This is a genomic window from Paracoccus sp. (in: a-proteobacteria) (assembly GCF_035556475.1).
Classification (GTDB): domain Bacteria; phylum Pseudomonadota; class Alphaproteobacteria; order Rhodobacterales; family Rhodobacteraceae; genus Paracoccus.
In genome coordinates this window covers 1-24417 of record NZ_DATMFA010000035.1, presented here as the reverse complement: position 1 = coordinate 24417, position 24417 = coordinate 1, and the positions used below count along the sequence as shown (strand labels likewise).

Annotated in this window: 20 protein-coding genes; 4 read left to right on the top strand and 16 right to left on the bottom strand. The window is 66.0% G+C overall.

Going from position 1 to position 24417, the window contains the following annotated elements; translation table 11 throughout:
- Positions 1-195: gamma-glutamyltransferase (locus VNQ78_RS04580; protein ID WP_325687057.1), on the bottom strand; the 195-nt coding region annotated here is incomplete at its 3' end.
- 84 nt (positions 196-279) lie between these two features.
- Here VNQ78_RS04580 and VNQ78_RS04575 point away from each other — a divergent pair.
- Positions 280-912 (top strand): GntR family transcriptional regulator, encoded by a 633-nt coding sequence (locus VNQ78_RS04575; RefSeq protein WP_325687055.1) that lies wholly within the window; start codon positions 280-282, stop codon positions 910-912.
- On the opposite strand, the gene VNQ78_RS04570 is transcribed toward VNQ78_RS04575, so the two are convergent.
- The 9 genes from VNQ78_RS04570 to VNQ78_RS04530 form a co-directional block, all read right to left on the bottom strand.
- Complete coding sequence (locus tag VNQ78_RS04570; RefSeq protein WP_325687053.1) at positions 909-2132, bottom strand: MFS transporter; 1224 nt, start codon at positions 2130-2132, stop codon at positions 909-911. The two genes, VNQ78_RS04575 and VNQ78_RS04570, sit on opposite strands and share 4 nt — an antisense overlap.
- Before the next feature lie 2 nt (positions 2133-2134).
- Positions 2135-4225 carry a TonB-dependent siderophore receptor gene (locus VNQ78_RS04565; protein WP_325687051.1) on the bottom strand — a complete coding sequence of 697 codons (2091 nt, stop codon included), beginning with the start codon at positions 4223-4225 and terminating at the stop codon, positions 2135-2137.
- A gap of 208 nt (positions 4226-4433) precedes the next feature.
- Positions 4434-5780 carry an FGGY-family carbohydrate kinase gene (locus VNQ78_RS04560; RefSeq protein ID WP_325687049.1) on the bottom strand — a complete coding sequence of 449 codons (1347 nt, stop codon included), beginning with the start codon at positions 5778-5780 and terminating at the stop codon, positions 4434-4436.
- Positions 5777-6091, bottom strand: a complete 315-nt coding sequence (locus VNQ78_RS04555) for an L-rhamnose mutarotase (RefSeq protein WP_325687047.1) — start codon at positions 6089-6091, stop codon at positions 5777-5779. Before VNQ78_RS04555 ends, VNQ78_RS04560 begins: the two co-directional genes overlap by 4 nt.
- On the bottom strand, positions 6091-7080 hold the full coding sequence (locus tag VNQ78_RS04550) for an ABC transporter permease (protein WP_325687045.1): 990 nt from the start codon (positions 7078-7080) through the stop codon (positions 6091-6093). The genes VNQ78_RS04555 and VNQ78_RS04550 overlap by 1 nt, the downstream gene beginning before the upstream one ends.
- Positions 7077-8048 (bottom strand): ABC transporter permease, encoded by a 972-nt coding sequence (locus tag VNQ78_RS04545; RefSeq protein WP_325687043.1) that lies wholly within the window; start codon positions 8046-8048, stop codon positions 7077-7079. The genes VNQ78_RS04550 and VNQ78_RS04545 overlap by 4 nt, the downstream gene beginning before the upstream one ends.
- Entirely contained in the window at positions 8045-9577 is a 1533-nt protein-coding gene (locus VNQ78_RS04540; RefSeq protein WP_325687041.1) for a sugar ABC transporter ATP-binding protein, read from the bottom strand. Before VNQ78_RS04540 ends, VNQ78_RS04545 begins: the two co-directional genes overlap by 4 nt.
- A gap of 60 nt (positions 9578-9637) precedes the next feature.
- Positions 9638-10630, bottom strand: a complete 993-nt coding sequence (rhaS, locus tag VNQ78_RS04535) for a rhamnose ABC transporter substrate-binding protein (RefSeq protein ID WP_414694042.1) — start codon at positions 10628-10630, stop codon at positions 9638-9640.
- A 30-nt stretch (positions 10631-10660) separates the two neighbouring features.
- Positions 10661-11470: a DeoR/GlpR family DNA-binding transcription regulator gene (locus tag VNQ78_RS04530; RefSeq protein ID WP_325687039.1), complete on the bottom strand. Its 810-nt coding sequence runs from the start codon at positions 11468-11470 to the stop codon at positions 10661-10663.
- A 190-nt stretch (positions 11471-11660) separates the two neighbouring features.
- Here VNQ78_RS04530 and VNQ78_RS04525 point away from each other — a divergent pair, with 190 nt between their 5' ends.
- Together VNQ78_RS04525 and rhaI are read left to right on the top strand one after the other, a co-directional pair.
- Positions 11661-13763 carry a bifunctional rhamnulose-1-phosphate aldolase/short-chain dehydrogenase gene (locus tag VNQ78_RS04525; protein WP_325687037.1) on the top strand — a complete coding sequence of 701 codons (2103 nt, stop codon included), beginning with the start codon at positions 11661-11663 and terminating at the stop codon, positions 13761-13763.
- A gap of 5 nt (positions 13764-13768) precedes the next feature.
- Complete coding sequence (rhaI, locus tag VNQ78_RS04520) at positions 13769-15043, top strand: L-rhamnose catabolism isomerase (protein ID WP_325687035.1); 1275 nt, start codon at positions 13769-13771, stop codon at positions 15041-15043.
- 14 nt (positions 15044-15057) lie between these two features.
- Here rhaI and VNQ78_RS04515 read toward each other — a convergent pair whose 3' ends face one another.
- The 6 genes from VNQ78_RS04515 to VNQ78_RS04490 all read right to left on the bottom strand — a co-directional run bounded on the left by VNQ78_RS04515 (position 15058) and on the right by VNQ78_RS04490 (position 23556).
- On the bottom strand, positions 15058-16089 hold the full coding sequence (locus VNQ78_RS04515; protein WP_325687059.1) for a YeiH family protein: 1032 nt from the start codon (positions 16087-16089) through the stop codon (positions 15058-15060).
- Positions 16090-16212: 123 nt separating this feature from the next.
- The gene (locus VNQ78_RS04510; RefSeq protein ID WP_325687033.1) at positions 16213-17598 is read right to left on the bottom strand and encodes an efflux transporter outer membrane subunit; all 1386 of its coding nucleotides are present in this window, start codon (positions 17596-17598) and stop codon (positions 16213-16215) included.
- A gap of 93 nt (positions 17599-17691) precedes the next feature.
- Positions 17692-20814 carry an efflux RND transporter permease subunit gene (locus tag VNQ78_RS04505; RefSeq protein WP_325687031.1) on the bottom strand — a complete coding sequence of 1041 codons (3123 nt, stop codon included), beginning with the start codon at positions 20812-20814 and terminating at the stop codon, positions 17692-17694.
- A 6-nt stretch (positions 20815-20820) separates the two neighbouring features.
- Positions 20821-22026, bottom strand: a complete 1206-nt coding sequence (locus VNQ78_RS04500) for an efflux RND transporter periplasmic adaptor subunit (RefSeq protein ID WP_325687029.1) — start codon at positions 22024-22026, stop codon at positions 20821-20823.
- A gap of 58 nt (positions 22027-22084) precedes the next feature.
- Positions 22085-22657 (bottom strand): TetR/AcrR family transcriptional regulator, encoded by a 573-nt coding sequence (locus VNQ78_RS04495; RefSeq protein WP_325687027.1) that lies wholly within the window; start codon positions 22655-22657, stop codon positions 22085-22087.
- 137 nt (positions 22658-22794) lie between these two features.
- Positions 22795-23556 carry an IclR family transcriptional regulator gene (locus VNQ78_RS04490; RefSeq protein ID WP_325687025.1) on the bottom strand — a complete coding sequence of 254 codons (762 nt, stop codon included), beginning with the start codon at positions 23554-23556 and terminating at the stop codon, positions 22795-22797.
- Positions 23557-23681: 125 nt separating this feature from the next.
- On the opposite strand from VNQ78_RS04490, the gene VNQ78_RS04485 reads away from it, so the two are divergent.
- Positions 23682-24416: a 3-oxoacid CoA-transferase subunit A gene (locus tag VNQ78_RS04485; protein ID WP_325687023.1), complete on the top strand. Its 735-nt coding sequence runs from the start codon at positions 23682-23684 to the stop codon at positions 24414-24416.
- Position 24417: the final 1 nt, after the last annotated feature.

Below are 24417 nucleotides of genomic sequence, written 5' to 3'. Positions count from 1 at the left end.
GTCCCCGCCAAGCCCGGTCATCAGTGGATCGACGACGCATTGCACCGCGACCGCGGCAATCGCTGCGTCGACGGCATTGCCGCCCTGCTCCAGCACATCCAGCCCCGCAGCGGTCGACAGCGGATGCGAGGTCGCGATCATCGCCTTGCCGGCAAAGGTCGAGGGGCGGCGGCCCGAAAGAAAGTCGAAACTCATGCCTGGTCCATACGGTTTGTGTCTGGTCTGGGTTCCTTTTTATGTATACATGTCGTTTTGTCCAGTACACATAAATGAATCGCGATGGCTCAAAGCAAAAGATCCGCCGATCAGGTCCATGCCGCGCTGTCCGAACGGATCGTGCGCGGCATCATGCGGCCCGGCGATACGCTGGCCGAGTCCACGATTGCCGCCGAATTCGGCATGTCACGGACCCCCGTGCGCGAGGCATTGCACCGGCTGGCCAGCGAGGGATTGGTCGAGCGTGGTCCCCGCCGCGCCTTCGCCGTCCGGCGCATGGGCGTCGCCGACCTGCGCGCGCTGTTCGAGAGCCTGGGCGAGATCGAGGCGATCTGCGCCCGGCTTGCCGCCCATCGCATGACCGAGATCGAGCGTGACGGCCTGACCCGCATTCTGGCCGGTGATGCGGACGATTATGCGACCGTGAACGCCCGCTTTCACGATGCCCTTCGCGAAGGGGCGCAGAACCCGGTCATCGCCGGGCTGCTCGACGACCTGAACCGCCGTAGCCTGCCTTGGCGGGATGCCAGCTTCCGCGCGCAGTCAAGCCGGATCGACCAGTCCCGGGCCGAGCATCGCGCCATCCTCGACGCCGTATTGGCGCGGGACGGAGACCGGGCGGCGGCGCTGATGCGCGCCCATATGGCCAGCTCGCTCAGCGCGATTTCCGAAATGCTGCTTGAAGCGAATGCCTAGGCGGGCCGTTCCGCCGAGCGTCCCCAGCTGAGCATGATCCCCACCGCGCAAAGCGCCGAGCAGGCCAGCGCCGCGCCGAAAAGCGCGGGATAGCCGAAATGCCCGGCGATCTGCCCGCCGAGAAAGCCCAGCACCATGCCGATCGCGGCATCCGTGCATTGGAAGATCGTGAAATCGACCCCCGCCTGCCCCGGATCCGACCATTGCATGAAGCGGGCATAGAGGGCGACGAAACCGAAGGCGAGCCAGGCCGAGGAGACGATCTGCGTCAGCACCGCCAGCGGTTGCAGGGGCAGGTTCCCCCCGGCCGCCACGCCAAGGCAATAGGCCATCACCAAGGCCTGCCCGGCCAGCGCGATCATCAGGACCGGCAGCGTTCCCAGCCGGGCGACGACATAGCCGCCGCCAACCGCGCCGATCAACCCGACGACAAGGCTGCCCGACGCGCCGAACAGCCCCACCTCGGTCAGGGTAAAGCCCTGATCAACGAGGAAGGGGCCGAAGAAGCCGAGGCAGGATTTCATCGCCGCGACGAAAAGCGCGGTGATCAGGATACCGTGGCGCAAGCGCGGTCGGGCCAGCGCGGCGCGCAGGCTGGGACCGCGGGGCGCGGGCGGGGCCTTCGGCGCGGGCTGGCGCAGCAGCAGGAATGGCAGGGTACAGGCAAGGCAGGTCAGGACCAGCACGCCAAGCCCCGCGCTCCATCCCAGCCGGTCCATCGCGACGAGGACCAGCCCGCCGCCAAGCGCCGCGCCGACATAGGCGCCGCCGACCTGCATCATGTTCGCCCAGCCATAGGCCGAGGACGGGAATGCCTCGACCGCGTGGCCGTCACAGGCGATATCGACCGTCGCCGTGGCGGTCGCGATGACGAAAAGCGTCGCGATGAGCCAGGGCAGCGGCATCTGCGCAAAGATGGCAAGCGCCAGCGTCGCGATCAGGATGAGCCCGCCGCCAAGGCGGATCACCGACTTGGTGCGCGCGGCCGCATGTGGCGGGCGCCGCCAGGCCTCGACCCAGGGACTCCAGAGGAATTTCAGCGCCCATGGCAGAACCAGCAACGACAGGAAGCCAAGCTGCTCCAGCGCCATGCCCCGCTCGCGCAGGACGGCGGGCAGGGCGGACCAGATGAAGCCGCCCAGCACGCTCTGGGTGACATAGAGCCCGCCCAGCGATGCCAGGGCGACGGGCATCGCCGCTGGCAGCCTGCGCGCCGTCATCCTCAGAACCGGCGCGACAGGGTCAGGTCGATCATGCGCGGCTCATCCCGATAGCACCAGTCGCCGGTGCAGGTCTGGCCCTCGCGGTCGAACAGGTTCCTGACATTCAGCTGCATCTCGGTCCCGGCATAGCCGAAGGCCGCGAAATCATAGGCGAGGCCAAGATCGAAATAGGTCCGGCTGGCATTCTCGATCGTATTCGCATCATTGCCATAGCTGGTGCCGATATAGCGCATCCCGCCCATGACCGAGAGGTTCTCGAGCGCGCCCGATTGCGGCTGGTATTTCACGAAAAGCGACAGCGTATCATCGGGCACGCCGGACAGCTCATTGCCCTCGGTTCCGGGCGCGCCCTCGTTGATCTTGACCTTCATATGCGCATAGGAGGCGATCAGGCTGATCCCGTTCTCGAGGTTGCTGACCGCCTCAAGCTCGACCCCGCGCGAGGTCAGGTCATATTGCAGGCCCCGGTTGCGGCCATCCGCGCCGACAACCAGCACCATGCCATTGTCCTGGCGAATGTCGAAATAGGCCGCCGTGATCACAGTGCGCTGGTCGGGCAGTTCGTATTTGACGCCGATTTCCTTCTGCAACGCCTCGGTCGGATCGGCCGGGCTGCCCGAGGGGTCGGTCACGTCGTCAAAGACCTGCGCCACGTTCGGCGCGAAGGAACTTGCCACGTTCACGTAAGGAGTGATGCCGTTCGCGAATTCATAGGAGACGCCGAGGCGCGCGGTGAAGGCCTCGTCGCTCTGGCTGCCGCGGTCGACCGCGCCGGTCGTGAAGTTGTAGTCGGAATAATCCGTATCGACCCAGTCATAGCGCGCCGAGGCCGAGATGGTCAGCGCATCACGCTCGATCTGGTCGGCGACATAGATGCCGGTTTGGGACTGCTTCCGCCACGCATAGAACGGCGCGTCCAGCGCCTCGTTCGCGGCCTGACCCAGCCCGGTCCCGCCATAATCGGCGTCATATTCGCCCCGCGTGTAATCCGCGCCGATGGCGAAATTGTGCTGGAAATCGCCGGTCTGGAAGCGATGCTCGACCATCAGGTCCAGCACATGCGAGGTGGCGGTCTCGTGATAGCGTTCCCAATAGCCGGGGACGAGGTCGGGATAGGTGCCGTAGCGCGTGGCATAGCGCATATCGGCGCGCACCTTGCTCCACCGATAGCTTTGGCGAAGCTGGGTATCGTCGGAAATGTCCCAGCTATATTCGTAGCCGAGGCGAAATTGCTCCTGATCGAAGCGGTTGTAGTTCGGATCACCCGCCGGCGCGTCAGTGACATCGAGGTCATCGCCGAAATGGAAATAGGCCACCGCCCCGGTCCGGTCCTTGGCATATTCGGCGCTTAGGAGCAGCCTCTGGTCATCCGCCAGCCTGAAGCTGACCGAGGGCGCGATCAGGATACGGTCATCGGCATAGCCGTCGATGAAGGTGTCGGCGTCACGGGCCAGCGCGATGAAGCGGTAAAGCGTGTCGCCCTCGGCATCGAGCGGGCCGGTGAAATCCACCGCCGCCTCGACCCGCGAATGGCTGCCATAGCTCAGCCGCGTCTCGTTATAGGGGGTGTCCTTGGGGCGCTTGCTGACCAGATTGACGACCCCGCCCGGCGTACTGACCCCGAACATCGAGGAGGCAGGGCCCTTCAGCACCGCGATCCCCTCCAGCGTATAGGGATCGTTGCGATACCACGCGGAAAGCCCGTTGAAGCTGCGTAGCCCGTCGCGGAACACGCCGCTCTGATAGGCCGGGAAGCCGCGCAGATAGAACGAGTCATAGCGGCTGTCGAAGCCGAAATTCCCCGGCGTGGCCGAAGCGGTATAGTTCAGCGCCTCCAGCATGGTGCGCGGGGCCTGATCCTGAAGCTGGTCCTGCGTGATCACGCTGATCGCCTGCGGCAACCGTTGGATCGGGGTATCGACCCGCATCGCCTGACGGCCCGATTGCGCGATATAGCCGTCCTGCAGCAGGGTCTCGTCGCTTTCGGCTTCCAGCACGACCTCGTCAAGCCGGACCGGCTCCTGCGCGGCGGCGCTGCCTGCAAGCACCGCACTGCCGAGCAGCGTGGAAAGTAGAAGACGCGAATCCATGATCTTAATCCCGATACCGATGCCCTGACGGAAACCTTCCGGGTTCGAAAGATCGTCCCCGCCCGCCGCCCCTGTTCTGTCTCGCAGGGATGAGTGCGCATATCCGACTAAAACAATCGGATCAAGTCATCGGGCACGGCGCGAGGGTGAATTATGGCGTCGATGCCACAGTCCGCGCTGCGGCAGCTTTTCCGAAAAAGGGGATGCGTCAGCGCAGTTCCGCCTGCCAGCGGGCCGCATAGGCCCGCAGTCGCGGATCGGGGGCGACCGGGTCCGTCTCGGGCCTCTGGACGCTGGTCAGGCACAGCAGCGCCGCCCCGGCCGAGGTTCCGGTGGCCGAGCGCGCCACCCGTACCCCCTCTGGCCGGAGGCTGGCCAGCATGGCTGAATAGTCCGGGTTCCGGGCAAAGGGGCCCTCGACAAAAACCGGGCCACCCGCGCCGATCAGGCCAAGGCAGGTCTCGGTCATCAGCGCGAGATACCAGCTCAGCGCCGCCATGCGCTGACCGGCGCCCGCAGGCTCGGCCGTCCAGCGCATTCGGCGGCGCTGAAAGGGACCGGATGCGGGATCGACGGCGGGCAGGATCATCGCCTCCGCCTCCAGCAGGGCCATGCGGTCCGCCTCGGTCGGGATGGCCTCGGACCCGGCGCGGATGACCTCGTATTCCCGGCCGCCCATGAAACGGGCCGAGGGCACGCATTCGCCAAGCGCATTCACATTGACCAGCACATCGCGGGCCGGGTCCAGCGGCACCCTGTCGCCGCCGACCGCCATCGCAACCACCCATGTCCCGGTCGAGACGACCGCGAACGCCCCCTGCCGCCCCAGAACATAGGGATAAAGCGAAGCGTTGCTGTCATGGATGCCGACCGCGACCGGCGTGCCGGGACGCAGCCCGGTCGCCGCCGCCAGTTCCGGGCGCAGATGGCCCAGCACTTCGTTCGAGTTCCGCGCCGGTGCGAGCTTGCCCGTCAGCCCCAGCCCGTCGACCAGATCCGAAAACCGCCCCCGCCACGGATCCCAGAGGTCGGTGTGACAGCCAAGCGAAGTCACGTCCGTCGCCAGCTCTCCGGTCAGGCGCCAGCTCCAATATTGCGGATAGGTCACGACATGGGCGACGCGCGACGCCAGATCGGGACAGGTTCGCAGCAGCCAATGCAACTGCGCGCCAAGGTTCAGGCCTCGCGGCAACCGCGCGGAACCCGTCTGATCGAAACCGGGGCGCAGCGCGTCATATTCCGCCGCCAGATCGTCGGGGCCGGGATGCTCGTAATCCAGCATCGGCACCGCCACCACTCCCCGCCCGTCCAGCAGCACGGCCGCCGCGCCGTGGGTGGTGACGGAAATCGCGTCGATCCCGTGGGTCGCGTGAAATCCGGCGAGGTGATGGAGGAAGAATTGCCAATGCCCCTCCAGATCGACATGCGGCCATGGCGGACCCGGCAAGGGCCGGTTCGGGCGGGTGACGACGGCGATCTCGGTCAGCGTCTCGCCCTCGACCAGCGCGAGCTTGGCATTGGTCTTGCCGATGTCGAGAACGGCGATGCGGGTCATGGCAGGTGGAACATCGGGACCAGCGGCACGGCGACCGGCTCATTGTCGGGATGCGTCGCCATCAGGTCGGCCATATGCGCCCACCAACGGCGCATCACCGGATGGGCGGGCAAGTCCTCCATCCCGTGATCGTCGCGCCGCCAGAGAACCCCGAACAGGGCATTCGTCTCGGGGTCGAGGTGGATCGAGTAATCCTTGATCCCCGCCTCTTTCAGCAGCAGGATCAGTTCGGGCCAGATCGCGTCATGGCGGCGACGGTATTCGGCCGCCATCCCCGGCATCAGCATCATTCGGAACGCGTATTTCTGCATCATCGCCTCGAAAGCATGGTCCAGAGCCGCGGCAGCGCGATCACCGCGATCAGCAGCAGGCCCACAATGATCGACATGACGATCCCCGGCACGTTCAGCAGGCCAAGGCCGAATGTCACCAGCCCCATCACCAGCGCCGCCAGCGCCACGCCCAGGATCGAGCCAGAGCCGCCAAGGATGCTGACCCCGCCAAGGACAACGATCGTGACCACCTCAAGCTCGAACCCCGAGGCGATCGAGGGCCGGGTCGAACCAAGGCGCGAGGTCAGGCAGATCGACGCGATCCCGCTCATCAACCCGGTCAGCAGGAACAGGATGAAGCGGATCTTCTCGACCCGGATGCCGGAAAAGCGCGCGGCGGTGGCGTTGTTGCCGATCGCATAGACCATGCGGCCGAAATTGGTGCGGTGCAGCAGGATGCCAAAAGCCAGCGCGGCAAGGGCGAAGATCACCAGCTCGACAGTGATGACCCACCAGACATAGTCCTGCCCGAACCAGGCGAAGCTGGCCGGATAGGCGGTATAGGCCCCATCCCCCAGCACGATATAGCTGATCCCGCGGAAAAGGCTCATCGTGCCGATGGTGACGACGATCGAGGGCAGGCCGAAACGCGCGACCAGCATCCCGTTGAAAGCGCCGCAGGCGAGCCCCGTCGCCATCCCCAGCGCGACCAGCACGGGCGTCCCCGCCCCCGCCGCGGCCGCCGCCCCCATCACGGTGGAGGCCAGCGCGATGATCGCGCCGACTGACAGGTCGATCTCGCCCGCGATGATCAGCATTGCCATGGCGAATGCGATCATCGCCTTTTCGGTGAAATTATAGCTGGCGTCGCTGAGGTTCCACGGGTCGAGGAAATAGGGCGAGGCCAGCGCGTTCAGGACAAAGATCGCCACCGCGACGACCAGTAGCAGGGCCTCCCAGCTTTTCAGCGCACGCGCGGTGGGCGTCGTCAGGCGGTCGGGAATGCGGCGTCCGGTGGCGCTGGTCATGTCCGATGCTCCGCCTGTTTCAGGATGATCCGGCCGCGCTCGCGCTGGCTGGTGGCGTTGAAGGCAATGGCGATCAGGATGGCCGCGCCCGAAATCGCCATCTGCCAGAAGGGCGAGATGCCGACGACCGGCAGCGCGTTCTTGATGATGCCAAGAAACAGCGCCCCCATCACGCAGCCCGCGACGGAACCCGAGCCACCGGCAATGGCAATGCCGCCGATCACGCAGGCGGCGACCACGTCCAGTTCGAACCCGCCGGCGATATCGACATAGGCGACCGCATAGCGCGCGACCCAAAGGTAGCCGGTCAGCCCGGCCAGCGCCCCCGCAATGACGAAGGCCAGAAATTGCGTCCGCCCGACCGAGATCCCTGCATAGACCGCCGCATGGGGATTGCCGCCGACCGCGTAGAAGGCGCGACCCAAGGCCGTGCGTGTCATCAGGACGGCAACCGCCGCGACGATGGCCAGCGCGATCCATGTCATCACCGGCAATCCCGCGATCATCATGCGGGGAAAGGCCTTGAACCCCGCGCTCATCTGATGCGCGTTGATCCATGCGCCGCCGGTCAGCAGGAAAATGGAGCCGCGATAGATCGTCATCGTCCCCAGCGTCACCACGATCGAGGGGATGCCCAGCTTCCAGACCAGCAGGCCATTGACCGCGCCCAGCACCGCGCCAAGCGCGATGACCGCCAGAAGGATCAGCGGCAGCGGCACGCCCGCGCCGTTCATCAAGGCCGCGATCATGCCGCAAAGTGCTAGGTTCGCGGCGATCGACAGGTCGATGCATTTGGTCAGGATCACCGCCATCTGCCCCAGCGCCAGCAGGATCAGGGGCGAGGTGTCGGTCAGCACCCGCGCAAGGTTCGCGGGCGCGACGAAGCCGGGAAAGCGGGTCGCAATCAGGGCCAGCAGCAACAGGATCGCCAGCGCAAGAATGGCCTCGCGGGATTTCAGCAGGTTCATGCGGCGGCTCCGTTGATGCCGACGGCGGCCCGGACAAGGTTCTCGGGCGTCATCGCCTCATCGCGGAACTCGGCGGCGATGCGGCCCTCGCGCATGACGATGACGCGGTCGGACATGCCCAGCACCTCGGGGATCTCGCTGCTGACCATGATGACGGCAAGGCCCTGCCCGGCAAGCTCGGACATGAAGGCGTGAACGGCCGCCTTCGATCCGATGTCGATGCCCTTTGTCGGCTCGTCGAGGATGATCACCCGTGGCCGTGTCGCCAGCCATTTAGCGATCACCACCTTCTGCTGGTTCCCCCCCGAGAGCAGCGCCACATCCTGATCGAGGCTCGCCGCCCGCAGGTCGAGCCGCTGGGTATAGTCGCGCGCAAGGGAAAACTCCTCGGCCAGCCGCAGGAAGCCCGCGCGACTGGTCCGGGCCAGCGAGGGCAGCGTGACGTTCTGATAGATCGGCAGGCCCTTGACCGCGCCCTGCCGGCCGCGATCCTCGGGGACATAGACGATCCCCGCCCCCACCGCCTGCGCGGTCGAGCGGATGACGCGCACATCGTCGCCGATCCGGCAGGCCCCGCGCGAGGGGCGGGTGATCCCGAACAGCGCCTGCATCAGCTCGCTGCGCCCGGCGCCCACAAGGCCGTAGAAGCCCAGGATCTCGCCCTGATGGAGGGTGAAGTTGATGTCCTCGAACTCGGTCGGGTGGCAATATCCGGCAACGACCAGCGCGGGAGGTCCGATCCGGGCGGGGCGCTTGGGATAGATCTGGTCGACCGCACGGCCGACCATCATGCGGACCAGCTCGGCCTCGGTCACGTCCGTGATGGCACCCTGCCCGACGAATTGCCCGTCGCGGAACACCGTCCAACGGTCGGCGATGCGGAAGATCTCGTCGAACTTGTGGCTGATGAACAGGATCGCCCTGCCCTGTGCCCTCAGCTTCTCGACCAGCTCGTAAAGCTCGGCGATTTCCTTGTGGCTCAGCGCGGCGGTCGGCTCGTCCATGATGACGACACGAGCGTCGATCGAGAGCGCGCGCGCAATCGCGACCAGATGGCGCGAGGCGATGCTGAGATCCCTCAGCCGCACGCCGGGGTCGAGGTCGGCGCCGATGCTGTCGAGGATGCCGGCGGCGCGGGCGCGCATCTCGCGGCGGTCGATCAGGCCCCAGCGGGTGCGGGGCGCATGGCCGATGAAGATGTTCTCGGCCACGGTCAGTTCGTCAAACAGCACGGTTTCCTGATGGATCGCGGTCACGCCGGCCCGTCCGGCGGCCTCGGCGGTCGGGAAATGCACCTCGGTCCCGTCGATCAGGATCTGGCCCTCGTCCGGCTGATAGATCCCGGTCAGGATCTTGACGATGGTGGATTTTCCGGCCCCGTTCTCGCCCACCAGTGCGGTGACCTGACCGGGATAGAGGTCAAGCTGCACGCCGCCAAGGGCGCGCACGCCGGGAAAGGATTTGACGATGCCGCGAAGCGACAGCACGGGCGGCGCCGCGCCGTCCACGACCCCTGATCTGGGCTGCATGGGAAGCGATCCTTGGATGGGTCGGCCCGGCTGGTGGCGCCGGGCCGGTAGATCCGGCGATCAGAAGATCGAGCTGAACTGGTCGATATTCGTCGCGTCATAGACGAAGGGATCGGCCATCGCGGCCTCGGTCTTGTCGTCCAGCGTGATCTCGCCCATGCGGCCGATCGGGATCTTCGCCCCCGGCTCGGCCTTCGCGTCACCCTTGGCCAGATGATAGGCGGCCATGGTTGCGGAATAGCCAAGGTCGATCGGGTTCCAGATCGCGAAGGACTTGGACGCGCCCGACTTCACATGCCCCGCCATCTCGGACGGCAGGCCAAGCCCGGTCACGTTCACCTGCCCGATCTTGCCCGCATCGGTCACGGCCTGCGCGGCGGCGACGATGCCCACCGAGGTCGGCGCGATGATCGCCTTGAGGTTCGGGTAGGTCTGCATCAAGCCCTGCGCCTCGCGATAGGACTTGTCGGCCAGATCGTCGCCATAGACGGTGCCGACGACCTTGACCTTCGGATAGTTGCCCTCGACCTTCTTCATCTCCTCGATCCAGGTGTTCTGGTTGGTCGAGGTGGTGGTGGCTGAAAGCACCGCCGCCTCGCCGCCATCCGGCAGGTTGTCGGCGGCAAGCTTGATGATCATGTTGCCGATCAGCGGGCTGGACGAGGGGTTGAGCTGCATCAGCCGCCCTTCGGGTGCGACGCCCGAATCCCACGAGATCACCGTGATGCCGCGATCCATCGCCTTCTTCAGCGTCGGCACCAGCGCGTCGGTGTCATTGGCGGAAACCGCGATCGCGTCGACCTTTTGCGCGATCAGGCTGTTGATCACCTCGATCTGGCCCTCGGCGGTGGTGTCGGTCGGGCCGGTATAGATGATCTTGACGTCGCCCAGCTCCTTCGCGGCCTCCTCGGCGCCTTTGTTCGCGGCCTCGAAGAACCCGATCCCCAGCGCCTTCACGACCAGCGCGATGCGCATCTCCTCGGCCTGGCTTGCCGTCGTCATCAGGGCCAGACCCATCGCGGCCGTGGCCAGTGCCTTTCCAATTGCGCTCATTCGTTCCTCCCCTATGAGCTGTTAAGCGCGTCACTCCTCCTGCGCGCGTTTTCTTCGGTCGGTCGCGGCGGGTTCCGCCACGATCAGCCGGACCTCGGCCGCCTCCAGCATCTTTGCCGCACGATCCTCGATCCCGGTGTCGGTGATGACGGTGTGGATCCGGGTCAGCGGGCACAGAAGCAGGCTGGAGCGCTGGTTGAATTTCGAGCTGTCGGCCAGCACCACAAGCTCATCCGCCTGGTCGATCAGCTTTTGCTCGGCCTGGATCAGCAGCGGGTCGCCCTCCATCAGACCCAACGGACCGAGGCCGCGGCAGCCCATGAACATGCGCCGGGCATAGAAATGATTGCTGCCATCGGCGTCGAAGGGCGACAGGATGATGTTCTGCTCGCGATAGATCGCCCCCGCCGGCAGCAGCACGGTGTTCTTGGAATGCTTCAGCAGATGCTCGGCAATGGGAAAGCTGTTGGTAAAGACCTGCAGGCGCTTCGTCGTCAGCGGATGGACCATCTGGAAGGTGGTCGTGCCGCCATTGACGATGATCGCGTCGCCATCCTCGCAAAGGTCGACCGCCGCCTGCGCGATGGCCCGCTTCTGGGCGATATGGATGGTCTGGTTGACCGCGAAGGGCCGCGCATTGATGCCCACGAATTGCGGGGGCGCGATCGCCTCGGCCCCGCCCCGGACCCGGCGCAGCTTCTTGGCGAGGTGAAGCTGGCCGATGTCGCGCCGCACCGTCGCCTCGGATGCGCCGGTCAGCGCGCAAAGATCGGCGACCGTCACCACCGGGCGCTCTTGCACCGCAGAGAGGATGATCCGGTGACGTTCGGTTTCCAGCATCTTGGTTCCTTCCCTTGCCGAACGAGTTTCCATCATTACCGCTCACTGTCAATCATAATTGATCGAAACCTGTTTGCCGCATCTGCATAATGATCGTTTATGATCGAAATTGATTGACCCCTGCGCGAATCCGCGTCTAACTCGCGGGGAGAGCCCGCGGCCCCGGTCGCGGCAGGGAGGGGTTTTTTGCATGACTGAGACAGTTGCGGCCAATCGGCTTGAAAACCTGTGGGACGACGCCCGCGCATCCGGCATGAGCGAATCGGAAAGGCTGCTCTATCGCTCGAACCTGCTCGGCTCGGACAAGCGCGTGACGAATTACGGCGGCGGCAATACCTCGGCCAAGGTGATGGAAACCGATCCCCTGACCGGCCAGCTTGTCGAGGTGCTTTGGGTCAAGGGTTCGGGCGGCGATATCGGCTCGATGAAGATGGACGGCTTCTCGACCCTCTACATGGACAGGCTCAACGCGCTGAAGGGCAAGTATCGCGGCGCGGCCTTCGAGGACGAGATGGTCGGCTACCTGCCCCATTGCACCTTCAACCTGAATCCCCGCGCCGCCTCGATCGACACGCCGCTGCACGCCTATGTGCCGAAAAAGCACGTCGATCACGTCCATTCCGACGCGATCATCGCGATTGCCGCCTCGGTCAACTCGCGTGAGCTGACGCGGGAAATCTTCGGGGACGAGATCGGCTGGCTGCCGTGGAAAAAGCCCGGCTATGAACTGGGCCTCTGGCTCGAGAAATTCGCGACCGAGAACCCGCAGGCCAAAGGCTGCATCCTCGAAAGCCACGGCCTTTTCACTTGGGCCGATGACGCCAAGGACTGCTACCTGACGACGCTTGCGATCATCAACAAGGCCGCCGCGTGGCTTGAAACGCGGATGGCGGGCAAGCCCGCCTTCGGCGGCGAAAAGCGCCCGACCCTGCCGCCCGCGCAGCGCCGCGACATCGCCGCGCGGCTGATGCCGGTGATCCGCGGCCTGATCTCGAAGGACCGCCATAAGGTCGGGCATTTCGACGACCAGCCTGCGGTGCTGGAATTTCTCGGCTCGCAGATGTTGGAGAGCCTCGCCCCGCTCGGCACCTCCTGCCCCGACCATTTCCTGCGGACCAAGATCCGCCCGCTTGTCGTCGATTTCGACCCGGCGAACCCCGACCTCGACACGACCATCGCCGGGCTTGCCAAGGCCATCGCCGATTACCGCGACGATTACGCCGCCTATTACGACCGCTGCAAGCGGCCCGATAGCCCGGCCCTGCGCGATCCGAACGCGGTCGTCTACCTCGTCCCCGGCGTCGGCATGATCACCTTCGCGCTGGACAAGGCGACGGCACGGATCTCGGGCGAGTTCTACGTCAACGCGATCAACGTGATGCGCGACGCGTCGGGCGTCTCGACCTATCAGGGCCTGCCCGAGCAGGAGGCCTTCGATATCGAATACTGGCTGCTTGAAGAAGCGAAGCTTCAGCGTATGCCGAAACCCAAGTCGCTGGCCGGGCGCGTCGCACTGGTGACGGGCGGCGCGGGCGGCATTGGCTCGGCCACGGCCGAGCGTTACCTGCGCGAAGGGGCCTGCGTCATGCTGGCCGATATCGACGCAGGCGCGCTCGACCAGACCGCGCAGGCGCTTGCCGCGCGCCACGGTGGGGACGTCGTGCGCAAGGTCCGCATGAACGTCACCGACGAAAATCAGGTGGCCTCGGCCTATGCCGAACTCGCGGTCGAATATGGCGGCCTCGACATCCTCGTCTCGAATGCCGGCATCGCGTCGTCGGCGCCCATCGAGGAGACCTCGCTGGCGCTCTGGAACAAGAACATGGATATTCTCTCGACGGGCTATTTCCTCGTCAGCCGCGAGGCGTTCAAGGCCTTCCGCGCGCAGGATATCGGCGGCTCGGTGATCTTCGTCGCATCGAAGAACGGCCTCGCCGCCAGCCCGAACGCCGCAGCCTATTGCACCGCCAAGGCGGCCGAGATCCACCTTGCCCGCTGCCTCGCGCTGGAAGGCGCCGGGGCGCAGATCCGGGTCAATGTCGTCAATCCCGACGCGGTCCTGCGCGGCTCGAAGATCTGGGAGGGCGAGTGGCTGGAACAGCGCGCCTCGACCTATGGCACCGACAAGGAGGGGCTGGAGGAGATGTATCGCCAGCGTTCCATGCTGAAACGCTCGGTCCTGCCCGAGGATATCGCCGAGGCCGCCTATTTCTTCGCGAGCGACCTTTCCGCCAAATCGACCGGCAACATCCTGAACGTGGATGCCGGCAACGTCCAATCCTTCCCCCGGTGATGACCATGATCGACAAGCACCTGATCGAGGCGGAAAATGCCACCCGCGCGGCCGCTCTTCAGGCCGATTACGACGCGCTCGGCGCGCACCTCGCCCGTCGCGGCGTGGAGATCGAGGCGCTGACCGCCCGGGCCACGGCCTTCGGCGTCGCGGTGCCAAGCTGGGGCACGGGCACCGGCGGCACCCGTTTCGCCCGCTTTCCGGGTCCGGGCGAGCCGCGCGGCATCATGGACAAGCTCGACGATTGCGCGGTCATCCACCAGCTGACCGATGCGACCCCGCGCGTCAGCCTGCACATCCCGTGGGACAAGGCCGATCCCACCGCCCTGCTTGCCAAGGCCGAGGAAGTCGGGCTCGGCTTCGATGCCATGAACTCGAACACCTTTCAGGACCAGCCGGACCAGCCCTACAGCTACAAGTTCGGCTCGCTCAGCCATACCGACCCCGCGACGCGCCAGCAGGCGGTCGAGCATAATCTGGAATGCATCGAGATCGGCCGCGCCATCGGCTCACGCGCGCTGACGGTCTGGATCGGCGACGGCTCGAACTTCCCCGGCCAGACCTCGCTCAGCCGCCAGTTCGACCGCTATCTGGATGCTATGAAGCAGGTCTATGCCGCCCTGCCGGACGACTGGCGGATATTCTCGGAACACAAGATCTATGAGCCCGCCTTCTACTCGACCGTGGTGCAGGACTGGGGCACCAGCCTGATGATCGCGCAGGAACTCGGCGAGAAGGCGCAATGCCTCGTCGACCTCGGCCATCACGCACCGAACGTGAATATCGAGATGATCGTCGCCCGCCTGATCCGGGCAGGCAAGCTCGGCGGCTTTCATTTCAACGACAGCAAATATGGCGACGACGATCTGGACGCGGGCACGATCGAGCCCTTCCGCCTCTTCCTCGTCTTTAACGAGCTGGTCGAGCTGGAGGATACGCCCGGCCTGAACCTCGCCCATATGATCGACCAGAGCCATAACGTCACCGACCCGATCGAAAGCCTGATCGTCTCGGCCGGGGAGATCCAGAGGGCCTATGTTCAGGCTTCGCTGGTCGACCGCGCGGCGCTGGACGGCTACCGCGAGGAGAACGATGCGCTGATGGCGGCGGCAACCCTGCGCGCCGCCTTCCGCACCGATGTCGAGCCGATCCTCGCCATGGCGCGGGCGCGGGCCGGGGCGGCGATCGACCCAGTCGCAGCCTATCGCGCCTCGGGCTATCGGGCGCGGGTCGCCGAAACGCGCCCGCGCGTTCTCGGCGGTGGAGGCGGGATCGTCTGAGGGGCAGATGCCCTTCAGCCGATCAGATGTATCCCTGTGACGACAAATGCGCCGAGGAAGATCGTCTCGGCGAGGAGGAGGGCAATGGCTGCGGGCCCGACCTCGAGCATACGGCCGAGGGAGGTCTTGATGCCGACGGCGGCGATGGCGATGAGGAGCGCCCAGCGGGAGAGGATGCCCGCAAGCTCGGCCAGCGCCGCCGGGATCAAGCCCACCGAATTCAGCACCCCGAGCGCGAGGAAACCCAGCACGAAGCCCGGCAGCAAGGGCGGGGCCTTGCCCTCGACCTGATCGGCCAAGCCCCGCGCCCGGATCGCGAGCGAGAAGCACAGGACCACCGGCGCCAGCATCGAGACCCGGATCAGCTTGACCAGCGTTGCCGTCTCGCCGGCCTCCGGCCCGATCGAGAAGCCCGCACCCACCACCTGCGCCACGTCATGGATGGTGCCGCCGAGGAAGACGCCGCTGTCCCGTGCATCAAAGCCGAAGACCTGCGCGAGCATCGGATAGATCACCATCGCCACGGTCGAGAGCACGGTGATCGAGAGCACGGTAAAAACTAGGTCACGCTCGGATTTCTCATGGCGCGGCAGCACCGCCGCAATCGCCATCGCCGCCGAGGCACCGCAAATCGCGACCGCTCCGCCGGTCAGCAGCGCAAAGCGCCAGTCACGACCGATGAGGCGGGTGACGGCCAGCGCGAAAAGGATGGTCAGCACCACCCCCGCCACCACCAGCCCGATCGCGGCCCCGCCCAGCCCGGCCAGCATCTCGACCGAGATCCGCGCGCCAAGCAGCGCCACCCCCAGCCGCAGCACGGTCCGGGCGGTGAAGCCGATGCCGGGCGCGGTCCGCGTCCCCTCATCGGCCAGAAAGTTCAGCGCCAGACCCAGCAGCAGGGCCATCAGCATCGCCGGCGCGCCGTAATGCTCGGAGAGGAACTGCGCCGTCGCCGCCACCAGAACCGAGACGGCGAGGCCCGGAAACAGCTCCCGCAGGGTTCGTCTCAGACCGGCATCAGGATCGGCGGGGGAGGAGAGGCGCATCGCAAGGCTCGGCTTCAGGTCTGTTTGCGCGCCATTCAGAACGGCCCCGGCGGTCAGGTGCAAGGGCCGTTCTGCATTGTTTGTCGGGGCGGCGCGTCCTGCGGGGACGCCCCGCCCGGAAGGTCACTTCGCCGAAACGCCCACGCCCCCGGCCGAGGCCGCGCTGAGCTGGACGAAATGCAGCGCCTGCTGGCGCACGGCATTCGCAAGATCCTGCCGCGCCGAAAGCAGCGTGCGTTCGGCGTCGAGGACGGGGAAGAAGCCCGCCTCGCCCAACTCATAGGAGGTGCGGGCCAGATCGACGGATTCGCGCGCATTCGCGACCAGGCGCGACTGGGCCGAGACCGCGCGTGCGTCGCGGTTATAGCCAGCGAGCGCGTTCTCGACCTCCTCGACGGCGTTCAGCACCGCCGATTGCCAGGCCAGCCGCGATTGCTCGGCCCGCGCCTCGGCCGCCGAGAGCCTTGCCTTGTTCGCGCCGCCGGTGAACAGCGGAACCGAGATCTGCGGGCCAAAGCCCCAGGTCTTGACGCTGCCGCCACCGGAAATGTCGATCGGCGTGACCGAACCGGAGAGCGTAAGCTTGGGATAGAAGGCCGCCTCGGCCTCGCCCACGCCGGCCACCGCCGCGGCAAGGTTGCGCTCGGCCACGCGGACATCGGGACGGACACGGACCACATCGGCCGGGACGCCCACGCTGGCGCTGTAGCGCGCGCGCGGCTGGCTGCCGCCCTTGCGCAACCGCGCGCCCAGATCGGCGCTGCGCCCGGCGGTCAGGGTGGCGAGCCGGTTCACCGACTGGTCAAAGCCCATCTCCAGCGCCGGAAGCGCCGCTTCGGCCTGGGTCACCAGCTGTTCGGCCTGCAGCACCTCGACCCGGCTGACGCTGCCGAGGAAATCCTGCTCACGCGTGAGGGCCAGCGTGCGCTTGCGGCTTTCGAGGCTTTGCCGGGTCAGCGACACCGCCTCCTGATAATAGCGCGCGTCGACATAGGCCTGCGCGACGGCGCTGGCGACGGTCAGGCGGGCGACCTCGGCCGAGAGATAGGCGGCATCGACCTGCGCCGCGGCACCGCGCCGCGCGGCGCGGTTCGCGCCGAAAATGTCGATCAGCCACGAGACCCCCAGCGTGGCCGAGGAGGATTCCGCGATCGAGACATTGGCATCGCTGATGCCCCGGTTCGCCGCCCCCTCAAGCTGGACCTGCGGCAGGTCATTCGCGCCGACCAGACGGGCATTGGCCTGCGCCTCGTTGATCACGGCCACGGCGGTCTGGACGTCGAGGTTGCGGGCAAGCCCGGCAGCAACCAGCCCGTCAAGCTGGCTGTCGCGGAAGGCCGACCACCAGACGTTGGAGCCTGCACGGCGGGCGGGCGAGTCGGCGGCAAAACGGGCGGGCAGATCGGGTTCGGGCGCGGTATAGGCGCCGGGGGCACAGGCGGCCAGCGCAAGGGTCGATGCAAGCCCGCCCAGAAGCAGGCGGCGGGACGGTCTGTAGGCTTGGGTCATTCGGGATCACTCGAGATCTTGTGCCCGTGGGCAGGAGGGAAAGGGCGCGGGCGGCGACGCATCGCGGCCGCCCGCGCGGGTGGCGGGCAGGAGCTAGCCCGCCGAACCGGCACGTCTTTCGGCGCGACCCCGCCCGGTCAGGCGGCTGAAGAGGTCGAGGACGAAGACGAAGAAAACCGGGACGAAGAACACCGCCAGCACGGTCGCGGCGATCATGCCGCCGATGACGCCGGTGCCGATCGCGTTCTGGCTGGCGGCCGAGGGGCCGGTCGCAATCGCCAGCGGCACGACGCCCAGCGTGAAGGCCATCGAGGTCATCAGGATCGGGCGGAAGCGCAGCCGCGCCGCCTCGACCGCCGCTTCGAGGAGCGTCCGCCCCTCTTCGCGCAAGTCCTTGGCAAATTCCACGATCAGGATCGCGTTCTTCGCCGATAGCCCGATGATCGCGATGAGGCCCACCTTGAAGTAGATGTCGTTTGGCATGTCGCGCAGGATCACCGCCGCGACGCAGCCCAAGACCCCGAGCGGCACCACGAGCATCACCGAAAGCGGGATCGACCAGCTTTCATAGAGACCCGAGAGCAGCAGGAAGACGAAAAGCACGCTCATCGCGAAAAGCAGCGTCGATTGCGAACCGGACTGGATCTCCTCGAGCGACTGGCCGGTCCATTCATAGCCGAAGCCCTGCGGCAGACCGTCGGCCAGCCGCTCCATCTCGGCCATGGCGGCGCCCGAGCTGTAGCCCGGAGCGGCCTGACCCGAGAGGCGGACCGACGGATAGCCGTTATAGCCCACGACCTGCGACGCGCCCTGCTCCCAGTTCACCGTGGCGAAGGACGAGAACGGGACCATGCCGCCCTGCGCATTGGTGACAGTCAGCTTCAGGATATCCTCGGCCTGCATGCGCGAGGTGTCCTCGGCCTGCAGAACGACGCGCTGCATCTTGCCCGCATTCGGGAAGTCGTTGACATAGGCCGAGCCCAGATATTGCGACACCGTGGCCGAGATATCGGCAAAGGTCACGCCGAAGGCATTGGCCTTTTCCCGGTCGATGGTGACGAAGACCTGCGCGGCATCCGGCAGCCCCTCGATCCTGAGGCCGGTGACGATGCCGCCCTTCTGCGCCTCGCCCATGATCTGCTGGGCCGCCGCCTTCAGCGCGTCCTGACCCTGGCCGCCACGGTCCTGCAGGCGGAAGCTGAACCCGCCCGAGGTGCCGAAGCCCGGAATGGGCGGCGGCGACAGGGCAAAGGCCTGCGCGTCCTTGTAGGTGAACAGCTCCATATTCGCGGCGCTCGCGATTTCCTGCGCGGACTGGTCACGTTCGGCCCAATCCTTGAAGGTCACGAAGATCAGACCCGCATTCGGCCCCTGCCCCGAGAAGCTGAAGCCTCGGATCGCGACCACGTTCTCGACCGCGTCATTGCGCTGATACATGGCGGTGGCCTGCGCCAGCACCTCGTCCGTGCGGTTCGAGCTTGCGGTGGGCGGGGTCTGGACGTCCGTGATGATGAAGCCCTGATCCTCGTTCGGCAGGAAGCTGGTCGGCAGGCGCACGAAGCCCATCGCCGTCACACCCACAAGGACGAGGTAGAAGACCATCATCACCAGCCGCCGACGCGTGACAAAGGTGACGCTGGCCGCATAGCGGTTGGTCAGGCGGTCGAAATTGCGGTTGAACCAGCCGAAGAAGCCCTTCCGCTCATGATGGCCCGAGATCGGCTTCAGGAAGGTCGCGCAAAGCGCGGGCGTCAGCGTGAGTGCGAGGAAGGCCGAGAACAGGATCGCCACCACCATCGTCAGCGCGAACTGGCGATAGATGATGCCTGACGAGCCGGGGAAGAAGGCCATCGGAATAAAGACCGCCGCCAGAACCAGCGTGATCCCGACGATCGCGCCCGAGATCTGGCCCATCGCCTTCTGCGTGGCTTCCTTGGGCGGCAGGCCCTCGGTCGCCATGATCCTCTCGACGTTCTCGATCACGACGATGGCGTCATCGACAAGGATGCCGATGGCCAGCACCATCGCGAACATGGTCAGCACGTTGATCGAGAAGCCCGCGACCAGCATCACCGCCAGCGTCCCCATCAGCGCGATCGGAACCACGATGGTCGGGATAAGCGTGTAGCGGAAGTTCTGCAGGAACAGGAACATCACGACAAAGACCAGCGCCATCGCCTCGACCAGCGTATGCAGCACCTTTTCGATCGAGGCCTCGACGAAGGGGGTGGTGTCATAGGGAATGGCGTAGCTGATGCCGTCGGGGAAGAACTTCGACAGCTCCTCCATCTTCTGATGAACCGCTTCCGAGGTGTTGAGCGCGTTCCCGGTCGTCGAAAGCTGGATGCCGATGGCCGCCGCGGGCTTGCCGTTGATGTTCGAGGCGAAGCTGTAGGTCTCGGCCCCGACATCGATCCGGGCGACATCGCGCAGAAGCACCGCCGAACCGTCCGGGTTGGCCCGCAGGACGATCTTCCCGAACTCCTCGGGGTCGTCGAGTTGGCCTTTCATCAGCACGGTCGCGGTCAATTGCTGGGCGATGGGGTTCGGGTCGGCCCCGACCTTGCCCGCCGCGACCTGCGCGTTCTGGGCGCGGATGGCCGCGACCACCTCGGCCGAGGAGAGGTTGAGGCCGGTCATCTTGTCCGGGTCGATCCAGATCCTGAGCGCGCGTTCCGGCGCAAAGACCTGCGCGCGGCCCACGCCCTCGATCCGGCGGATCTCGCCGGCGACGTTGCGGTTGATATAGTCCCCCAGCGCGATGTAATCGAGCGACCCGTCATCCGAGGTCAGCGCGACCATCATCAGAAAGCCCGAACCGGCCTCCTCGATCAGCACGCCCTGATCGACGACGCTTTGCGGCAACAGCGGCTCGACCCGCGCGACGGCGTTCTGCACATCGACCTGTGCGCGGGCAATGTCGGTTCCCGGCTCGAATGTCGCGGTGATCGACATCGCGCCCGAGCTGTCCGAGACGGATTCGTAATAGGTCAGGCCCTCGACGCCGTTCAGCTCTTCTTCGATCGGCTGGGCGACGGACTGGTTGATCTCGCCCGGCGCGGCGCCGGTATACGACGTGGAAATGGTGATCTGCGGCCATGCCACCTGCGGATATTGCGCCACGGGCAGCGAGGGCAGCGCGAGCAGACCGGCAATCACGATGAAAATCGAGATCACCCAGGCCAGAACCGGCCTGGTGATGAAAAAATGTGCCATGATGACTTAACCCTGCTTTGCAGCCTCGGCAGGCGCCTCGGTCTTGGCTGCCTCATTCGTCGTGGGCGATCCCGTCGCGGCTTCGGCGGTGGCATCGACCGGCTCGGGGACGACCTTGGCATCGGGGTAAAGCTTCTGCGCCCCGGCGACGACGACGCGGTCACCGGCCTTCAGGCCTTCCTCGACCAGCCAGCGGTCTTCGGTGGTCTGGCCCAGCCGGACATTGCGACGCTCGACGGTGTCGGCATCCTTCATCACATAGACATAGGCCTGGCCCGCCTGATCGCGTTGAACCGCCATCTGGGGAATGGTCAGGGCGTTCTCGCGCACGGCCTGCTCGATCTGGGCGCGGACATAGAGGCCGGGCAGCAGGTCGCCATCGGGGTTCGGGAACTCGGCCCTGAGGGTGATCTGACCCGTGGTGCTGTCCACGCTGGCCTCCGAGAACAGCAGCTTGCCGGAATGGGTATATTCGGTGCCATCGTCAAAGATCAGCCGGACGCGCGCCTCGTCGGAATTGGCCATCGCCAGCTCGCCCGCATCGCGCGCGCGGCGCAGGGCGAACAGATCCGAAGAGGACTGCGTCACGTCGACATAGACCGGGTCAAGCTGCTGGATCGTCGCCATGATGTCGGTCTGCGAATTGACCAGCGCCCCTTCCGTCACCAGCGCGCGGCCGACGACACCGGCGATCGGCGCGGTCACGTCGGTATAGCTGAGGTTCAGTTGCGCTTCCTGCAACGAGGCGCGTGCGATGGCCACGTCGGCTTCGGCCTGCGCAAGCGTGGTCGTCGCGTTCTCCAGATCGACACCGGCCGTGACCTTGCGCTCGCGCAGCGCCTCGGCGCGGCGCATCTGGTCCTCGGCGTTCTGGCGCGTCGCCTCGGCCCGCGCCAGGGTCGCTTCGGCGCTGGCGACGCGCACGGCGAATGTCGCCGGGTCGATCTTGTAGAGGATGTCGCCTTCCTTGATCCGGGCGCCCTGTTCGAACACGCGGCTGATGACGATGCCGCCGACGCGCGGACGCACTTCGGCCGTGCGGGTCGCGGCAACGCGGCCCGGCAACTCGTTCACCACCGGCAGCGGTTCGGGCTTCAGCGTCTGGACGCTGACAATGGCGGGCGGCAGTTGTTGGGCAGCGGCGGGGCCCGCAATCATGGCGAATCCGGCCAACAGGCAGGCAAGCCCGCCCGGCAATCTGTCGAAAAGCATGGTCTGACCTTTGGATCAAAAGGGGGGAGGAGGAGGGGAGGAGGAGAAGTGAATTAAGTCAGTCTTCGGGTTTCGGCGCACCCTTGTCGGTGTCCACGATGGCCATCAGGTCATCGAGGATCTTGTTGCGGGTGACATCGTCAAATCGATGCAGGTCGAAAAATTCGAGGAAAGCGATCCCGTGCAGCGTCAGCAGCGTGCGCAGCATACGGTCTGGCTCGTCAGCCTCGGCGGCGATATTGTCGGCATCGCGGCGCAGCTGTTCGCGCATGATGTCGCGACATTCTGCATTGGCGCCCATGCCGACGCTGATCAGCAGCGCCATGGCAATGTCCTCGTCGGTGGGCGCGGTGCGAAATTCCTCGATCACGGCGCGAAGCCATGCGTTCGGCTTGCCCTGCTGGCGGGCATGGGCCGCGTCGAATTTTGCGCGATGCTGGCAAAGCTGGTGGCGGGTGAACGCGGCCAGAAGCCCGGCCTTGCTCTCGCAGTCATAGACTACGCTGGACTTGCTGACGCCGGCCTCTTTCGCGACGGCATCAATGCTCAACCCGCCGATCCCATCGCGGCGGGCGACGGCCTCGACCGCCTGCATCAACTCGTCCCTGTCGATTGTCCGCTTGCGTCCCATCTCGGCGTCCGATTTTTTCAGTACGATCGTTCGTAAATAAATTCGCACCCCGAGTCAATCCGGCCCGCGGGGCATTACCACCGGCAAACCATCCGGCCAGAATACCCCGCCCACGGCCTGAAGCTGGCCACCCCCGCCTAGTGAACCGATGCCCGCAGCTCGGCCTGTATGCGCAGCAGATGTGGCAGGAAGCGGCTGCGCAGGTCGTCAATGGTCGCATGGGCGACCGGCAGTCCGATATTGATTGCCGCGACCACCCTACCCCGCGCGTTCAGAAGCGGCACCGCGATCGAGCGCAGGCCGATCTCGACCTCCTGATCTATGACCGCATGGCCATCGCGGCGGACGCGCCCCAACTCTTCCAGCAGATCCCCGGCCGAGGTCAGGGCATGGACGGTCCGCGCCGGAAAGGGCGCAAGGTCGAGGATCGGCTGCAACTCCTCCTCGGGCAGCGCCGCAAGCATCACCCGCCCCATCGAGGTGCACCATGCCGGCAGTCGTGACCCCGGCATCAGCGCGATCGACATGACCTTGCGCTGCGCCGCGCGCGCGACATAGACGATCTCGGCCCCGTCCAGCACCGAAACGGACGAGCTTTCCCCTATCTCCTCCGACAGGCGGTCAAGATAGGGCTGGACGATCTGCGGCAGGGGCATGGTCGCAAGGCAGGCGGTCCCCAGCCGAAGCACGCGCAACGTCAGCGTGAAGAACTTTCCGTCATAATCCGCATAGCCCTGATGGGCCAGCGTCAGCAGGCAGCGCCGCGCCGTCGCCCGGTCCAGACCCGAGGCGGCCGCGACCTCGGCAATGGACTGGCGCGGACGCTCGGCGGTGAAGGTCTCGATCACCCTCAGCCCCTTGGCGAGCCCCCCCATCGTATCGCGCTCACTGATGCTCATGCCGGCTCCCGTTGTGCGATATGTGAACAAATGCAGCATATCGCACGAACTGCATGGACGGAAGCCGCGATGATTGTGTAACCCGGTGCGGAAATCTTGTGGCCCTGCGCCGCACAGGAGGATTCATGGACAAGACGCTTCCCGATCTTGCCGCCGCCGTGGCGGGGATCGAAGATGGCATGACGGTAATGATCGGCGGCTTCGGTGGCTCGGGCGCCCCGATCGAACTGATCCACGCGCTGATCGACCGCCATGTCGCGACCGGCCACCCGAAGAACCTGACGGTGGTGAACAACAACGCCGGCAACGGTCACGTTGGCCTTGCCGCGTTGATCGAACAGGGCATGGTCGCGAAGCTGATCTGCTCCTTCCCGCGTTCGGCCGACCCCCGCGTCTTTACCGAGCTTTACCTCGCCGGCAAGATCGAGCTTGAGCTGGTCCCGCAGGGCACCCTGGCCGAGCGTATTCGTGCAGGCGGCGCGGGCATCCCCGCCTTCTATACCCCGACGAGCTATGGCACCGACCTCGCCAAGGGCAAACCGGTCGAGGAATTCGACGGCCGCGCCTATGTGCAAGAGCGCTGGCTCAAGGCCGATTACGCGTTGGTCAAGGCCGACAAGGGCGACAAGCTGGGCAACCTGACCTATCGCATGGCGGCGCGGAACTTCGGCCCGCTGATGTGCATGGCCGCCAAAACCGCCATCGTTCAGGTCTCCGAACTGGTCGAGCCGGGCGCGATCGACCCGGAAGCAGTCATCACCCCCGGCATCTTCGTTCAGGGCGTCGTCGAGGTCGCGAACCCGGCGCAGGAAGAAGACCTGAACCGCGCCAACGCCGTCTACCCGGAGCCCGCAGCATGAC

Coding starts and splice junctions, on each gene's coding strand:
- VNQ78_RS04550 (WP_325687045.1), bottom strand. CDS start 7,080: ATGACCAGCGCCACCGGACGCCGCATTCCCGACCGCCTGACGACGCCC.
- VNQ78_RS04485 (WP_325687023.1), top strand. CDS start 23,682: ATGGACAAGACGCTTCCCGATCTTGCCGCCGCCGTGGCGGGGATCGAA.
- rhaS (WP_414694042.1), bottom strand. CDS start 10,630: ATGAGCGCAATTGGAAAGGCACTGGCCACGGCCGCGATGGGTCTGGCC.
- VNQ78_RS04545 (WP_325687043.1), bottom strand. CDS start 8,048: ATGAACCTGCTGAAATCCCGCGAGGCCATTCTTGCGCTGGCGATCCTG.
- VNQ78_RS04560 (WP_325687049.1), bottom strand. CDS start 5,780: ATGACCCGCATCGCCGTTCTCGACATCGGCAAGACCAATGCCAAGCTC.
- VNQ78_RS04500 (WP_325687029.1), bottom strand. CDS start 22,026: ATGCTTTTCGACAGATTGCCGGGCGGGCTTGCCTGCCTGTTGGCCGGA.
- VNQ78_RS04505 (WP_325687031.1), bottom strand. CDS start 20,814: ATGGCACATTTTTTCATCACCAGGCCGGTTCTGGCCTGGGTGATCTCG.
- VNQ78_RS04515 (WP_325687059.1), bottom strand. CDS start 16,089: ATGCGCCTCTCCTCCCCCGCCGATCCTGATGCCGGTCTGAGACGAACC.
- VNQ78_RS04565 (WP_325687051.1), bottom strand. CDS start 4,225: ATGGATTCGCGTCTTCTACTTTCCACGCTGCTCGGCAGTGCGGTGCTT.
- VNQ78_RS04530 (WP_325687039.1), bottom strand. CDS start 11,470: ATGCTGGAAACCGAACGTCACCGGATCATCCTCTCTGCGGTGCAAGAG.
- VNQ78_RS04525 (WP_325687037.1), top strand. CDS start 11,661: ATGACTGAGACAGTTGCGGCCAATCGGCTTGAAAACCTGTGGGACGAC.
- rhaI (WP_325687035.1), top strand. CDS start 13,769: ATGATCGACAAGCACCTGATCGAGGCGGAAAATGCCACCCGCGCGGCC.
- VNQ78_RS04540 (WP_325687041.1), bottom strand. CDS start 9,577: ATGCAGCCCAGATCAGGGGTCGTGGACGGCGCGGCGCCGCCCGTGCTG.
- VNQ78_RS04490 (WP_325687025.1), bottom strand. CDS start 23,556: ATGAGCATCAGTGAGCGCGATACGATGGGGGGGCTCGCCAAGGGGCTG.
- VNQ78_RS04575 (WP_325687055.1), top strand. CDS start 280: ATGGCTCAAAGCAAAAGATCCGCCGATCAGGTCCATGCCGCGCTGTCC.
- VNQ78_RS04555 (WP_325687047.1), bottom strand. CDS start 6,091: ATGCAGAAATACGCGTTCCGAATGATGCTGATGCCGGGGATGGCGGCC.
- VNQ78_RS04570 (WP_325687053.1), bottom strand. CDS start 2,132: ATGACGGCGCGCAGGCTGCCAGCGGCGATGCCCGTCGCCCTGGCATCG.
- VNQ78_RS04495 (WP_325687027.1), bottom strand. CDS start 22,657: ATGGGACGCAAGCGGACAATCGACAGGGACGAGTTGATGCAGGCGGTC.
- VNQ78_RS04510 (WP_325687033.1), bottom strand. CDS start 17,598: ATGACCCAAGCCTACAGACCGTCCCGCCGCCTGCTTCTGGGCGGGCTT.